This window comes from Candidatus Flexifilum breve, assembly GCF_016713355.1.
This window is the reverse complement of record NZ_JADJPI010000039.1, coordinates 298,344-311,369: the sequence shown is the minus strand read 5'-3', so window position 1 is coordinate 311,369 and position 13,026 is coordinate 298,344. Positions and strand designations below refer to the sequence as shown.

At 60.0% G+C, this 13,026-nt stretch carries 20 protein-coding genes; 13 read left to right on the top strand and 7 right to left on the bottom strand.

The features are described from left to right. Nucleotides 1–280: 280 nt before the first annotated feature. The 11 genes from IPK17_RS37845 (at nt 281) to IPK17_RS37810 (ending at nt 5,037) form a co-directional block, all read left to right on the top strand. Nucleotides 281–745, top strand: a complete 465-nt coding sequence (locus tag IPK17_RS37845) for a YitT family protein (protein WP_343422937.1) — start codon at nt 281–283, stop codon at nt 743–745. A gap of 2 nt (nt 746–747) precedes the next feature. Continuing rightward, nucleotides 748–921 (top strand): hypothetical protein, encoded by a 174-nt coding sequence (locus tag IPK17_RS40880; RefSeq protein ID WP_350341683.1) that lies wholly within the window; start codon nt 748–750, stop codon nt 919–921. A 404-nt stretch (nt 922–1,325) separates the two neighbouring features. Beyond that, a complete protein-coding gene (locus tag IPK17_RS37840) occupies nt 1,326–1,718 on the top strand; it encodes a hypothetical protein (RefSeq protein WP_343422929.1) in 393 nt (130 codons plus the stop codon). Nucleotides 1,719–1,742: 24 nt separating this feature from the next. After that, nucleotides 1,743–1,940 carry a hypothetical protein gene (locus tag IPK17_RS37835; RefSeq protein WP_343422928.1) on the top strand — a complete coding sequence of 66 codons (198 nt, stop codon included), beginning with the start codon at nt 1,743–1,745 and terminating at the stop codon, nt 1,938–1,940. A 62-nt stretch (nt 1,941–2,002) separates the two neighbouring features. Next, nucleotides 2,003–2,155, top strand: coding sequence for a hypothetical protein (locus IPK17_RS37830; RefSeq protein ID WP_343422927.1), 153 nt, complete (start codon nt 2,003–2,005; stop codon nt 2,153–2,155). A 192-nt stretch (nt 2,156–2,347) separates the two neighbouring features. Continuing rightward, nucleotides 2,348–2,515 carry a sensor histidine kinase gene (locus IPK17_RS40875; RefSeq protein ID WP_350341682.1) on the top strand — a complete coding sequence of 56 codons (168 nt, stop codon included), beginning with the start codon at nt 2,348–2,350 and terminating at the stop codon, nt 2,513–2,515. A gap of 273 nt (nt 2,516–2,788) precedes the next feature. Beyond that, nucleotides 2,789–2,998, top strand: coding sequence for a hypothetical protein (locus IPK17_RS37825; protein WP_343422926.1), 210 nt, complete (start codon nt 2,789–2,791; stop codon nt 2,996–2,998). Nucleotides 2,999–3,030: 32 nt separating this feature from the next. Next, nucleotides 3,031–3,282, top strand: coding sequence for a hypothetical protein (locus tag IPK17_RS37820; RefSeq protein WP_343422925.1), 252 nt, complete (start codon nt 3,031–3,033; stop codon nt 3,280–3,282). Between the two features lie 94 nt (nt 3,283–3,376). Next, complete coding sequence (locus IPK17_RS40870; protein ID WP_350341681.1) at nt 3,377–3,553, top strand: helix-turn-helix domain-containing protein; 177 nt, start codon at nt 3,377–3,379, stop codon at nt 3,551–3,553. 35 nt (nt 3,554–3,588) lie between these two features. Beyond that, complete coding sequence (locus tag IPK17_RS37815; RefSeq protein ID WP_343422936.1) at nt 3,589–4,020, top strand: metal-dependent transcriptional regulator; 432 nt, start codon at nt 3,589–3,591, stop codon at nt 4,018–4,020. A 198-nt stretch (nt 4,021–4,218) separates the two neighbouring features. Beyond that, the gene (locus tag IPK17_RS37810; protein ID WP_343422924.1) at nt 4,219–5,037 is read left to right on the top strand and encodes an alpha/beta hydrolase; all 819 of its coding nucleotides are present in this window, start codon (nt 4,219–4,221) and stop codon (nt 5,035–5,037) included. 69 nt (nt 5,038–5,106) lie between these two features. Here IPK17_RS37810 and IPK17_RS37805 read toward each other — a convergent pair whose 3' ends face one another. The 3 genes from IPK17_RS37805 to IPK17_RS37795 all read right to left on the bottom strand — a co-directional run bounded on the left by IPK17_RS37805 (nt 5,107) and on the right by IPK17_RS37795 (nt 6,908). Continuing rightward, complete coding sequence (locus IPK17_RS37805; RefSeq protein ID WP_343422923.1) at nt 5,107–6,000, bottom strand: extracellular solute-binding protein; 894 nt, start codon at nt 5,998–6,000, stop codon at nt 5,107–5,109. Then, entirely contained in the window at nt 5,964–6,437 is a 474-nt protein-coding gene (locus IPK17_RS37800; RefSeq protein ID WP_343422922.1) for a hypothetical protein, read from the bottom strand. Before IPK17_RS37800 ends, IPK17_RS37805 begins: the two co-directional genes overlap by 37 nt. A gap of 141 nt (nt 6,438–6,578) precedes the next feature. Next, the gene (locus IPK17_RS37795; protein ID WP_343422921.1) at nt 6,579–6,908 is read right to left on the bottom strand and encodes a winged helix-turn-helix transcriptional regulator; all 330 of its coding nucleotides are present in this window, start codon (nt 6,906–6,908) and stop codon (nt 6,579–6,581) included. A 202-nt stretch (nt 6,909–7,110) separates the two neighbouring features. Between IPK17_RS37795 and IPK17_RS37790 the strand changes: the two genes are divergently transcribed. Beyond that, nucleotides 7,111–7,734 (top strand): NAD(P)-dependent oxidoreductase, encoded by a 624-nt coding sequence (locus tag IPK17_RS37790; RefSeq protein WP_343422920.1) that lies wholly within the window; start codon nt 7,111–7,113, stop codon nt 7,732–7,734. 147 nt (nt 7,735–7,881) lie between these two features. After that, nucleotides 7,882–8,826, top strand: coding sequence for a hypothetical protein (locus IPK17_RS37785; protein ID WP_343422919.1), 945 nt, complete (start codon nt 7,882–7,884; stop codon nt 8,824–8,826). Here the strand turns inward: IPK17_RS37785 and IPK17_RS37780 are convergent. The 4 genes from IPK17_RS37780 to IPK17_RS37765 form a co-directional block, all read right to left on the bottom strand. Next, on the bottom strand, nt 8,795–9,736 hold the full coding sequence (locus IPK17_RS37780) for a PP2C family protein-serine/threonine phosphatase (protein WP_343422918.1): 942 nt from the start codon (nt 9,734–9,736) through the stop codon (nt 8,795–8,797). The genes IPK17_RS37785 and IPK17_RS37780 overlap by 32 nt on opposite strands. Next, a complete protein-coding gene (locus IPK17_RS37775) occupies nt 9,733–10,233 on the bottom strand; it encodes a double zinc ribbon domain-containing protein (RefSeq protein WP_343422917.1) in 501 nt (166 codons plus the stop codon). The genes IPK17_RS37780 and IPK17_RS37775 overlap by 4 nt, the downstream gene beginning before the upstream one ends. Before the next feature lie 340 nt (nt 10,234–10,573). Beyond that, a complete protein-coding gene (locus IPK17_RS37770; protein WP_343422916.1) occupies nt 10,574–11,824 on the bottom strand; it encodes a VWA domain-containing protein in 1,251 nt (416 codons plus the stop codon). 162 nt (nt 11,825–11,986) lie between these two features. Then, complete coding sequence (locus IPK17_RS37765; RefSeq protein ID WP_343422935.1) at nt 11,987–13,012, bottom strand: tetratricopeptide repeat protein; 1,026 nt, start codon at nt 13,010–13,012, stop codon at nt 11,987–11,989. Nucleotides 13,013–13,026: the final 14 nt, after the last annotated feature.

The window sequence follows — 13,026 nt, the reverse complement described above, 5'->3', positions numbered from 1 at the left end:
GTGACCACATCCCGCCTCGTGTCGATTGCGTATCGCCTGCCGGGTCTGGCGATTGGCATGACCAGATCTCCGCCATCGCGGTGATCGTCTTCGAAAGTGCCAGCACAGATCGCGCCCGGCGGTATCCCATCGCGATCGTATCAACCACCTCGTGTCACCGCTGCCCATCAGGTTTGATGATCCTGATCTGACGATATCCCTATCCAGTTAATCGCCTTCCGGTTCCTCGGCGGCTGGAAAGTGGTCGCGGCATTGATCTTCCTGTCGTGCTCTACACTCGCTGCTGATCGATATTATGACCCCTTGGTTTAACGGCTATATGATGTCACGTGAAAATCTGCTGAACGCCATTTTCGGTAGGATCATCGGTGGTATCGGCGGTGGCATTGTGCTGGCGGCGAACGGCACGCTCGGCGATCCTCGACGCTGGGGCGCATTCTGCAGAAGCGCTGCTGGCACTACGTTGAGCAGCAGCACACTGTACACCGATGGCTTTGTAATTGCTTGGCGCCGGGGCTGGTCTTCGGCACAGAAGGCGCGCTGTATGCGATGGTCACGCTGTACGTGGCGGCACGGCCACCGCCGACTATTAACCGAAGGACCGAGCGTCATCCGCACAAGCGTGATCATCACGGATCACCCGCGCGAACTGGCGGATGCGATCACCTCGCGCATGGGGCGCGGCGTACGGCGTCGTGGGCGGGGACGGATGTACGCAATCAGCCACGCACCGTGCTCTACGTGACGATGGCGCGCTCACAGGTCAACGAACTGCGCCGCATCGTGCGCCACGTCGATCCGGCGGCGTTTATGGTGAGGGCAGGGCGTATATCGCCTATGGACACGGCTTCCGCGAAGCCCCAGTCAACGAGACCGACGACGAAGATTAGGCGCTATCAGCTTCCTCCCAGGCGGTGTTGAGCCGTCTTTCGAGAGAAGCAATGTGGGTACAGTCCTCTGTGTGCGCCATTTTCCGGCGCATAGACGGGGGTGTCCCTCCCTGCGTTCGGGGGTTGGTTGTAGAACCGACTTGACCGCTTGGGTGCGGCTGCCTAGATTTGCTAAAATTGACAAAGATATAATAAATGTTGAATTAACCCCGACTCGTTTATACTTTCCCAAGCGATTCGCGTGTACTATTGCTTATATGAACTTGGCACGTAATCTGCGAGTGGAATCATTGGCATCTTCATTACAGTGGGTTCAGTCCCTCCGAACGGTGTTTCAGGCCGCAACTGAACCGCATCCGAGCATCAAATCTCCAACGGAAATCCACAGCATTCGCTTGTTCGCGGCGCTGATGCTGGTGCTCGCGCTCCTCATGTTTGTGTTCGCTTATTCTACCCTTCCTGGCCACCTTCTTTGATCCGGATTCGGAGTGGTTCGCCTCAGATCTGCTGGCCACGGGCATCGTCTGTCTGTTCCTCTTTGCCAGCCAGTACGCGCGGCAGGGGCATGTGCGGTTCATGACCTGTACCGTGAGTGCGGTTCTGCTGGCTGTCGTCCTGTACTTTTCCTATCCAGATATGGGCGCATGGGAACTCAACTTCATCGCTTTTGCGATCTTGCCCATGCTCCTCGCGACCATCTTTGTCCCTCTCGCTTACAGCGCACTGCTCATGGGTTTTCTCACGCTGGGCGTTGCCGTGCTAGCCTACGTCTCGCCTGAGGCCAGCTTCATCGACCTCGCGACTGGCCCGTATACGCTGGTCTGCTGACCTGGTAACCTCCAAATCATCGCGGTGCTGTATTTCCGCCAGATCGCCGCGGAAAGACCCGCGCAGGAAGTCGAAACTGAGCGCCTGCGGATGGCGTTGGAGAATGAGCGCGAGATCAATCACCTCCGAAACACCACCGGTGGCGACGATCTCGCACGAGTTCGGAAGACGCCTTCGGCGGCGATCTATACGGCGAGCGAGACGATCGAGAACTTACAATGACCGGCTCCCCGCGGATCGACGCTTGGAACTACCGCATCGCATCCAGTCGCAGGTCAACGAAGTTGAGACGACCTCGTCTCGGAAGTCGCACTGATGCGGCGCATGCAGGGCGGCAGTTCCCACTGGAACGCCAGATGCACAATCTACGGGCGTTCTGCGAAGAACTGGTGCGCGACTACGAGACGTTCAATGCCCAGATCACGACTACACGCTGAACTACACGCTGTCCGACGACGAGCGTGCGTCGATATGCGCTTGCTCCGTCCGATTGTTGGCAACCTGCTCAGCAACGCCGTCAAGTGTTCCCGGAGCGGCGGCCCGATTCGGCTGGGACGGGCCGCGTCGATCACTGGCTACTGCGGTGACGGTCGAAGATCAGGGCGTCGTCAAGCTGACCGACCGACGCCATCTTCGAGCCGTTCTTTCGCGGCGAAAAACGCCCTCGCGACGGGACGGCCTTAGGCCTGAAGATCGTCCAAGACTGTGTGGCGCTCTACGGCAGCGAAATCAATTTCACCTCGCAGGAGGGGACCGGCACGCGCTTCGCCGTCCGCCTGCCCTTGAGTGCAGCTTGAGCTACTTTTCAACAAACATTAATTCGTACCGTTGATGAAAGCGTGGTATTATCGAGTTTGAAGCCGTTTTTCGCCGTATGGAACGATAGTGTATGCGCGTACTAGTCATTTCCGACATTCATGCCAACCTCACCGCTTTTGGAAACTCGAGGCAGTGCCCGCAACGAGTGGGAACACGTCTGGTGTTTGGGTGATGTCGTGGGCTATGGTCCTGATCCGAACGAGTGTGTTGATCTGCTCAGACACTGCCGCATTTGTGCCTCGCGGGGAACCATGACTGGCCGCGCTCGGTCGCCTCGACATTCGCACCTTCAACCCGGATGCGCAAAGCGGTCGATTGGACGCGCGCTACCCCTCACTGCCGAAAATCTCGCTTATCTCGAAGCGCTGCCGACGACCTTCGTCATCGGCAATTACACGCTGGCGCATGGCAGCCCCGCGAACCCGTGGGAGTACATCCTGAGCCACCGATCGCCGCGCTGAATTTCTCGCATTTTGAAACCTCTTATTGTCTGGTGGGGCACACGCACCAGCCGATCATTTACGAGCAGGTGGACGAGCAGGGCGATACCGAGCGGTCGCGCCAGGTGTACCGCCAGCGTATCCGCTTGAATGGTCACCGCCAGATCATCAACCCCGGCAGCGTGGGCCAGCCGCGTGACGCGATCCCGACGCCGCCTATGCCATTCTCGACGTGGAAACCAATCAGTTTGAGCATCGCCGCGTGCCCTGGCAACATCAAGGCTGTGCAGAAACGGTATGCATAAATTCGATATGCCGGAGCGGTTGATCTCACGCCTCGAACACGGCTGGTAACATGACCGATGACCTCAATCCGACGGCGCGCGAACGGACTACCTCATCCAAATCTACCGTCTGAGCGACGGCCAGCGGGAGGGGTTTGTCAGTACGTCCGCCCTTGCCGACATCATCAACGTGAGCGCCCCCGCCGTCAACCGGATGGTGACCCGACTGCGCGATCACGGGCATGCTCTTCCACGAGCCGTATCAAGGCATCCGTCTGACGCCGGTGGGTGAACGCGAAGCCTTAAAGCAGCTCCCGCGACCAGCGGATTGTCGAAGCATTCCTCGAACGGGTGATGGGCTTTGGCTGGCACGAAGTTCATGCCGAAGCGGATCGCATCAGCCGCGTGTTGAGCGAATCCGTTGCCGACCGCATGGCCATGATGGCGGGTTACCCGACGCATTGTCCGCACGGCGAACCGATCCCCACGGCGGAAGGCGACCTGCAACCCATGGACGATATTCTGCTCAGCGAAGCGACGCACACTGTGATGCTGGAACTCACCCGCGTGCGCACCCGCGAGCCGGATCGCCTCGAATATCTGGGCGCGCTGCACCTCAAACCCGGCGCGCAGTTCTGGATCTTGCACGCCGCGCCGTTCAACGGGCCGATTCAGCTCAAGTTGGGGCGGGAATTTCGCATCATCGGGCACAACCTCGCCGAGATGATCCGGGTGAAGGTGGCAGATAGTTCACAGTAATCAGTGAGCAGTTGACAGTGAAAACCAACGGCGACTCGTGTGAGTCGCCGTTTTTGTTTCAGTTGGCTCAGTTCCCCGTGATTCTAACTATCCACTGTCAGCTGCTCCTGACGGGCTAGCACTTGACTTCTGTCGCTACTTTTTCATACTCTAAATAGCATCATAAAAACGTATTTAATATAAATAGGTATAAATACATTGAAGAAAACACACTGGATCACTGCGTTACTGTTCCTCCTTCTGCTATGGCCCGTTGTTGTCATTTCTCAGGGGCAGTACCCCGACTCTGAACAGGTTCAACTGACTGCTGCCGATGGGCTAACCCTCGTTGGTGACTACTTTGCCCCGGTAAACGCGCCACAGGATGGGGCTTTTGCTATCCTTTTCATCCATGAACATGGCGGCGCTCGCGGTGATGTCGCCTTTCTCACACGTCCCTTTATCGATCAAGGTTACGCCCTGCTAGCAGTTGACCTGCGTGGTCATGGCGCGACCGGTGGGCCGGAAGACTGGGAGGCAGTGACCGGGGACTTGCAGGGATGGATGGATTGGCTGCAAAGCCAGCCTGGAATCCGGCCGAGTGGAGGACTAATGACAGTGGGCGTGGCCGTAGGCGGTGATTATGCACTGATTGCCTGCGCTAACGCCGCTGAATGCCAAGCTGCAGTCGCCATTTCGCCTATCGCTGTTGGATGTGAAGTCGTAAGCTGTGCTGAGGAGGTGAACTCGACGAGCAGGGAACAGTTGCTAATTGATGCAACAACCACGAGCGCTATTCGTGATGGTCTACGACGACGCTCCGTCCTCCTGATTTTCAGTCAAGAAGGATTCACGAGTGACAGTGCAAAATACTTGCTTGCGGCTCAAGTGGAGATGTCCAGGCGAATATGTTCATCGGTTCACGATTCGGCATGGACTTCTTCGGATTTGGCCGCGAGGAAATTCCGAACTCGTTGTTGCGTGGCTGAGTCAGCAGACGGGCTAATGCGGAAACGTCAAACACATCTGGTTTTCTGAATCCAAACAAAAGCGGTTAGCCCTGAGGGCCAACCGCTTTTTGCTAACTACTAAGGGCTAACTGCTGCGTTACTGGCTGTCCGCGACCGCTTGATCGGCGGCGGCTTGCAGCGTCGCGACCGCATCTTCGACGCTCATGCCGTTGGTGGTGACGTTGGCAATCGCTTCGCTGATCGCGCCGCGCACCGTGCCGTACGCGCTGATCGACGGGCTGCTGTACAGGGTCACGCCGCTGCCGAGCAGTTCATTCGCCGCGGTGAAATACGGGTAAATGCTCGAATACGCCGTGAACATGTCTTCGGTCATCATTTCCGAGGTCGACGGGATGGGGTTGAAGTAGCCCGAACCGGCGCTCCACATCGCTGCGACTTCCGGCGAAATCAGGTACTTGAGGAACAGCCAGCTCGCGAAAGCTGTTCTTCCGGCGTGCTCTGGAACATGATGATGCTGGGAACGAACACCTGCACCGTCTGGTTGCCTTCGGTGTACGGGAACGACCCGACGACGAAGTCGAAAGGCTGCGCTGTTATCGACCAGCGCCTGCTTGATGAAGGTGAAGCCCGCGGTGCTCGTCACGAAGAACGGGTTCAGGCCGAGGCCGAAATCCGCCTGTTCGGCAAAGCGTTCCGCCGGGATGTAGCCGCAGCCGCTGTCGTACAGGTCTTTGTACAGCGCGAGGCTGTCCGCAACGGCCTGATTGTCCGCGAACGTGAACGCGCTCGCGTCGGCATCATAGATGCTGCCGCCCATGCTGGCGACCCACGATTCGAACGCCGAGGCGTCGGTGGTGATCGGGAAGCCCTGAACATCGCCGCCCGCTTCGGTCGTCAGGTCGTTCGCGGTGCATGCAATCGCCTTGAAGTCTTCGACGGTGGTCGGCACGGCATCATAGCCGAGTTCGCTGAGCATGGCGGGGTTGTAGACCATCACCTGCGCCGAGAACTGGTGCGGGAAGGCCAGCACCTGACCATCCGCCGCCGTGTTGAATCGACGAGGTTGGTGCGGAAGTCGCCGAGCGCATCCGCGCTCAGACCCCAGTCCGGGCTGTTCCAATACTGCGCCACGTCGACGACCACGCCGTCACGGGCGTAGCTGGCGGCGTTGTTGGCGTAGCCCGCCGCGAGATTCGGCAGCTCACCGCTGACGATGCCCGCGTTGTCCAGATCGGCGATGTCGTTGTAGCTGCCCTGCGCCGTCGCTTCGACGGTGATGCCCCATTCATTCGTGCTGTTGAACTGTTCGATGATGGCGGTCATTGTTTCGGCTTGAGCGTTGCTGAACTGATGCCAGTAAGCAATCGTCTGCCCCGAAGGATCGACGTTTGCCAGATCATCCTGCGCCATGACCGTTCCGGCCATGACGAAGAGTGCCACGAAGGCGAGCAAAACGAGTTTACGCATGGTGTAAACCTCTCTTTGTCAAAGATACACCCTAATTATTACCACCGAAATGTTAAGAACACATCAAATCTTGAGGCACCTTGCCCAAATTGGGGGCATTTGACCAGCAAACAGCGGTCAGACAGCAGGTCAGAGGCGCGCCTATTCGTCAACGGGCTCGCCGCGCTGATCGTAAAGCGCCTGCGCTGCGAGAATATCCTCCATGTGGCTCTCTGCCCACGCCTGCACGGCGTTGATGAGCGTCGAGAGCGACTTGCCGAGCGCCGTAAGCTGATACTCCACGCGCGGCGGGACTTCCGGGTAGATGTGCCGCTCGACCAGGCCGTCGCGTTCCAGCGTGCGCAGCGTTTTGGTGAGCATCTTCTGGCTGATGCCCTCGATGCGCCGCTGAATCGCTGAAAAGCGCTGTGGTTGGCCGTCCAGCAGCACGCCGACGACCAGCACCGTCCACTTGTCGGCGATGCGATCCAATGCGGCGCGAGTGGGGCAAATTTCCCGATAAGCATCAAATGTGGGGTGCTTCTGCGAGCATAGCTGTCTGCCTTCGCTATAGTTACCTCAAAGTAAGTAGAGCACTTTGGAGTGCCTACTTGCCCAAAGTGACTAGGTTACTTATAGTTACTGTCATTCTACAGTATAACACGGGAGCACAAATCAATGAAGGTAGCACTGTTTGGCGCGAGCGGCTGTGGTGGGTGGGGCGATTTTGCAGGAACTATTGGCCCGTGGTCATCAGGTGACGGCGATTGTGCGCCACCCGGCGAAAATCACTGTGCAGCATGCCAATTTGACCGTGCAGGCGGGCGACGCGGGTGACAGCGCGGCGGTGACCAAGCTGGTCGCGGGGCATGAGGCGGTCATCAGCTCGGTGGTGGATCGCACGAACATTGAGTCGGGCGTGGCGACCGCGCAGGCGTTCATCGCGGGTGTGAAGGCGGCGGGCGTCAAGCGCGTGCTCTCCGTGGGCGGCGCGGGCAGCCTCGAAGTCGCGCCGGGTGTCGCGCTGGTGGATACGCCGCAGTTCCCCGCGGAATATCGTCCGGAATCGCTGGCGTACCGGGAAGTACTGAACCTGTATCGCAGCCTCCCGGCGGGCGAGCTGGCCTGGACCGTTGCCACCCCCTCAATCGTCATTTTCCCCGGTCCGGCCAAGGGGACATTCCGCACTGCGACGGATAATCTGCTGTTCGACGCCGAGGGCAACTCGACGATCTCCAATGCGGACTTCGCCACGGCGCTGGTCAACGAGCTGGAAAACCCGCAGCACATCGGCGGGCGCTTCACAGTCGGGTACTAAAGACGCATAGGCTGGTATCTTATGATCAGGCGCAGGCCAAAGTAGCACGAAGATCGTGACAAGCGCGGAATTTCGCGCCTGATCAGCCCCAAATGTTGAAATTGGCAGCATACTAGAAGCGATGTTTCTCGTCATCAAGGTGCTGCCATGGCTACCCCTAACTCACTTCCTTCACACCCTGTGTCCGCAGATTCGATCCCGGAATGGGGCTTCTGGCGCATGGCGCACTGGGTACTGCGCGGTGCGCTGATCGGGACCGGAATCAGCGCGGCAGCGTGTAGCCTAGCCGCTGCGTACACGCTGACCTCCGCACCGCAACCCGACTGGGCGGCGCTCATCGACGTTGGTCTGCGGCATGATTATCCGCTGCTTATCGTACTGATAGCGTCATTTGGCGCGCTGATCTTTGCGGCAAGTGGTCTGCAAACCTACGCGCTCGAGCGCTCACCCACAGTGCCCGACCAACCGCGACCGTACTCGAGTGTGCTGAGCTTGGGCGGCCTGCTGGGAGTAACCGTTCTGCCGCTGGCCATCCTCCCCGGAGCGCTGGTCGTTGCCGTGCTCGTCACAGAAGTTTTCCTCCCCTACACACAGTCCACCGGGCAGGGGATAAACTGGGCCACGCAATTCCCCCAACTGTTGGTAGTCAGCTTCATTGGTGGCCTAGTTTTAGGCGTAAGTCTGGGTTTCGCGACCGCGTTGATTGCCTCGTTCAGCAAGTTGGCACCACCCTCTATACCCTATGTGCTGCTGGGTCTTGTCATTGGCGGCTTGCTCGTGCTGTTCGATCTCTTCAGCCGCTCGCCGATGGTAGTGCTCGTCGCGGGAGCGCTGGGCTACCTTGCGGGGCGCTTCGCTGAACGGGACTTGAACAGCGCAATACAGTTGTTGAATTGGCGCAGCGGGCTGCTTGGAGCCGCGCTGGTAATCTGCGTCGGAACGGTTTTTAGTCGTCAATCCGAGCGCCGGAACCGACAGCGCGCGAGTGCGGCTCGACGTGTTTCTGTTCGGCGTCACGGCGATCTATGTGCTGCCGCAGTTGTTCATCCGGCGGCCCACGCTAGCCCGCTAAATCAACCACCACCGCCGTGATGTCGTCCTGTGTGCTGCGGCGGTTCTCCGTCGACTGCGACCGCGCGTAGGCCGCATCGCCAATCGCCTGTGCCGGATCGCCCGCTTCTAATATGTGCGCCAGCATTTCGGCATCGGTCAGGTTTTTGTACGCGCCATCTGAACACAGGTACAGCCGATCCCCTTCCGAGAGTTCAATGCGCGAGACCTGCGGCGTCGGCTCATCGTCGTACACGCCGAGCGTGCGAATCACGATGTTGGCCGCGGGGATCTTCAGCACCGTATTGCCGACCAGAAACCAGCGCCACGCGATATACAGCTCATACGGGTTGCCGCCGATCTGCACCGTGCCGCTCAGTTTGGGCTCGTTGACGCCGTCATAGCTGTTGAGAATCTCGCTGAGCGTCGCGCCGTCCTCTTCGCTCAACTGTCCCTGATCGACCAGATATTGAATATTGTCCTCGTCATAGCACAGTTGGAGCAGTTCGCCGCCGCTGACCAGATAGCCGCGCGTGTCGCCGACCTGCGCCGTGAGCAGTCGCTTCCCGTTTTCGCACACCACGCATACTGTCGCCACTGCGCCGACGCGCTGATTGAGCGGATGCTCGGACTCGTCGTTGAGTTCGCGGCGGATGCGGTCATGCGCGCGCTTGATCGCCGCGATGGCTTTGGTCTGCGCTTCACCGCCGGGATCCGCGGACACGTCGCGCGGCAGATGCTGCAAATCCTCGACCAACGTTTCGCGGACAATCAATGCGGCTTCCCGCCCGGTGATCACGCGGCCATCGGCTAACGTGCGCTGATGCCCGCCCATCCCGTCGATGGCCGCGAACACGGGGGCGCTGTCCTCATCGCCGACGAAGGTCATGGCGGCGTCTTCGCAGCGTTCTGGGTGATCAATCGACGCCATTTCGTACTGGTAGACTTTCACGGTTTCTTCCTCAACAGGTTCTGCATGGCGCGCAGGAAGGTATCAGCGGATTCACGCTCACCAAGGCGGATTTTGCGCAATTCGTCGGGCGAGATGTAAGGGGCGGGTTCGCCGTCAATAGCCGGCGGCGCGATGACTTTCTTCGGCTCAGACAGTTGATCGGATTGGACGACGGGCGCTTCCGCGGGGCGGATCACGAAGCGGTAGCCGCAGCGAGAGCAGACTTTAGCGGTCATTTTGCGCGGCGCGCCGCACTGCGGACACCATTTCTGCTTATGCCCGCGCGCCGCGATCTGCACTTTGGCATACGCCGCCCCGCAGCGCGTGCACACGTTCGCCGTCAGGCGGTTGAAGTGCCCGCACGCGGCACAGCGTTTGCGCATTTCGCCCTGCACCTCGGCGAGATAAAACGGCGCCCCGCACTGGGTGCAGTTCTTCGCCGTCAGTTTATTCGTGTGTCCGCATCGGGGACACGCTTTTCCCGCCGCGTCGGTCATAGAGATTCTCCGCCAGAAACACGCATTTCGTTTGCGGCGCCAATTGTGACGTATACTGACAAACCCTCCAAGAGTTGGGCTAGGCATGAGGGTGCTTAATACCCCCTCACCCCCCAGCCCCTCTCCTACGCAAGCGGGGAGAGGGGAGAAAACACGCTGTTGCTGGCTCCCCTCCCTGAATTCGGGGAGGGATCGGGGGTGGGGTAAATCAATTGAATTACGGACGCGCAGAAGCGCGGCCAATCACCTCACCCCTAAATCCCCTCTCCGGGTGGAGAGGGGACTTGCCTAGACTGTTCTTCACCCCCTCGCCTTCTGGAGAGGGGGCTGGGGGGTGAGGTTACGCCTCGTCTTCTTCCGTCAGGCTGACCGTGGATGTGCCGAGCGCGGCGGTCTTGCGGGCGACTTCGCTGCCCGCGCCCGCCTGTTCCAGCACCTGCGTCATCTGCCGGTTGCCCACCGCCTGCGCGATCTCCAACGCTTCGGTGCGATGGCGTTCCGCTGCCTTTGCGTCGCCCGCTTGCAGGGCTTCAGTCATGGCGCGGGTCGAGGCCGCTAACTGCCCCTGTCCGAGATAGCCCGCGACGACCGCATTGACCTGATTCGACTTTTCGGTCTCATGCGTCTGTTCGAGGATCATCCAGGTGGTCTGATCGCCTTTTTCCTCGATGCGCTGCCCGCCCGCCACGTACACGACCGAGGGTTTCATCGCCACCACGCGCGCGCCGACCGAGGCCAACTCGACGTGGACGATGAAGTCGCGGTGATCTTTGGTGGACATGGGCGGCACGGGCACAACCCACGTGTGATCATCGCCCATGGGAGCGGCTTCACCCTTCACCCAGTCGGGATAGGCCTGCGAGAGCGACAGGATGCGCGCGCCCGTGGGCGTCCACAGGTTGAGCGCCACATCACTGGCGACGGTATTTGCCATCTTGACGATCGAAGTCGCGAATTCCTCACGCAGCGCTTCCGGCTGCGGGACGGCTTTGGGCATCCAGCCGTTGGTGATCTGCGCCATCTTGGTCAGCTCGCTGGGATTCCAGTCGCTGCCGTAGCCATACGCGCACAGGTGAATCTGCATATCCGCCGCCGCTTTGACCGCGCGTGCCAGATGCGATTCCGGTTCGGTGCTCTGCCCATCGCTCAGGAAGATGCCGTAGCGCGCATAGCCCCCCGTGATCTGCCGCTGGGCTTGCAGCGCGACATCAATCCCCGTCGACATCGACGTGCCGCCGAAAATCTGCACGCGCTTGAGGTTAGAGCGGAACTGGGAGACGAGCTGCGCCCGGTTGACCGCGGGCGTGAGATTCGTCATCGGCACGACTTCTTTGCCATCGTCGTCAAAGACCACGACTTGCAGCATGATGCCATTGGGCGCGTGTTCGAGCAGGTCTTCGACGGTGGCGATGGCGTTGTTGAACTTCGCACCCTGCATCGACCCGGACACATCGCAAATGAGCGAAATGACCGCGCCCTGCGCTTCCTGCGGCGCTTGGTTCGCCGTCACCGACACCACACCCCACACCGAATTGGTCGTCGGGCTGATGTACGGGTTGTAGTACGTTTTGAATGAGAATGCGTTCGCCATAGCTTCCCCTCATATGTTCATAGTGTAGGGACGAGGCCTGCGTGTCCGGATTTAAATTGCGCCGGACCAGTTAACGCGCTTTGGCGCGTCGTTGCTGTTCACCCCTGTCTTCGCCTCCGCTCAACCGCTCCCTCTCCCAACGGGAGGAGGGGCAAAGAACCATCAGCTTCTTGGGTGAGGTCGCTTTACACCAACCGCCACACGCCCGGTCATGATGCGCTCGTTAATCACCCATTCGCGGTCGGCGTTTTCATCGCGCGCCAGATATTCACGCCACGCGGCTTCGTTCGCCCGCGCCAAGTCACCGACCGAGCGCATTTGCTCGCCCGGGTAGTTGATCTGCGGGACTTTGCCCGTCGCCCGCGCGATCTGCACGGCGGTGTAGTAGAACTCGCCGATCAGCCGGAAGAACGAGCGCGTTTCCACGCCGTTTTCGCGCAGTACATTGATCGCCTGCGCCGCCTGTTCTAGCTTGGCGACATCGCCGTCGGGGGGCTTCTGGTTGGACAGCGCGATCAGTTCGAGCAGCACGTCGTTGTAGCTGGTGTTGCGGCTGCTGACCTCTTCCAGAACGCCGATGGCTTCGTCCACCTGTTTTTCGTACAGGTAGGCTTTCGACGCGCCGATGTACGCCTGCCCGATCGATGGCTTGCTGTTGATGATCGCCTTGTATTCGAGAATCGCCTGCTGGCTGTTGCCGCTGCGGCGGTAGAGTTCCGCCAGCAGCAAGCGCGCGCGGTGATCGCCCGGCTTGAGCGTCATCATGCGGCGGTAGCGTTCGGCGGCTTCTTCAAATTTGCCCGTGTTTTCGAGATACTGCCCTTCGGCGAGCAGCATTTCCCACTGCACCTGCGGGTTGGCGTTCGCCTGCGCGACCTTAAGGTCGGCGGCGGCTTCTTCCAGCTTGCCGGCCTGCGTGTAGACGAGCGCGCGCAGCAGATACGCCGACGCGCCGCCATTGTTGTTGATCGCCTGATTCGCCAGCAGCAGGGCGCGGCGGTAGTCGCGTTGTTGATAGGCTTCCTGCGCGGTGAGGATCACGGTTGACGCGGGGTTGGTGGTCGGCACCTGCGGCAGGTCGATTTTGACCGTCCCGGCGACCACGCCCGTCCCGGTCGTCTGGCGCAGCGTTTCCAGCGTCACACCCGCGAAATTGGCGCGTTCGCGCTGCTGGCGGAACGCCGTCATATCCGGCGTTTGCC

Excerpts from the sequence above, each read along its gene's own strand:
- IPK17_RS37825 (WP_343422926.1), top strand. The coding sequence starts at position 2,789 with ATGACTGGCCGCGCTCGGTCGCCTCGACATTCGCACCTTCAACCCGGA.
- IPK17_RS37765 (WP_343422935.1), bottom strand. The coding sequence starts at position 13,012 with ATGACGGCGTTCCGCCAGCAGCGCGAACGCGCCAATTTCGCGGGTGTG.
- IPK17_RS37785 (WP_343422919.1), top strand. The coding sequence starts at position 7,882 with ATGGCTACCCCTAACTCACTTCCTTCACACCCTGTGTCCGCAGATTCG.
- IPK17_RS37770 (WP_343422916.1), bottom strand. The coding sequence starts at position 11,824 with ATGGCGAACGCATTCTCATTCAAAACGTACTACAACCCGTACATCAGC.
- IPK17_RS37775 (WP_343422917.1), bottom strand. The coding sequence starts at position 10,233 with ATGACCGACGCGGCGGGAAAAGCGTGTCCCCGATGCGGACACACGAAT.
- IPK17_RS37800 (WP_343422922.1), bottom strand. The coding sequence starts at position 6,437 with ATGCGTAAACTCGTTTTGCTCGCCTTCGTGGCACTCTTCGTCATGGCC.
- IPK17_RS40880 (WP_350341683.1), top strand. The coding sequence starts at position 748 with ATGGCGCGCTCACAGGTCAACGAACTGCGCCGCATCGTGCGCCACGTC.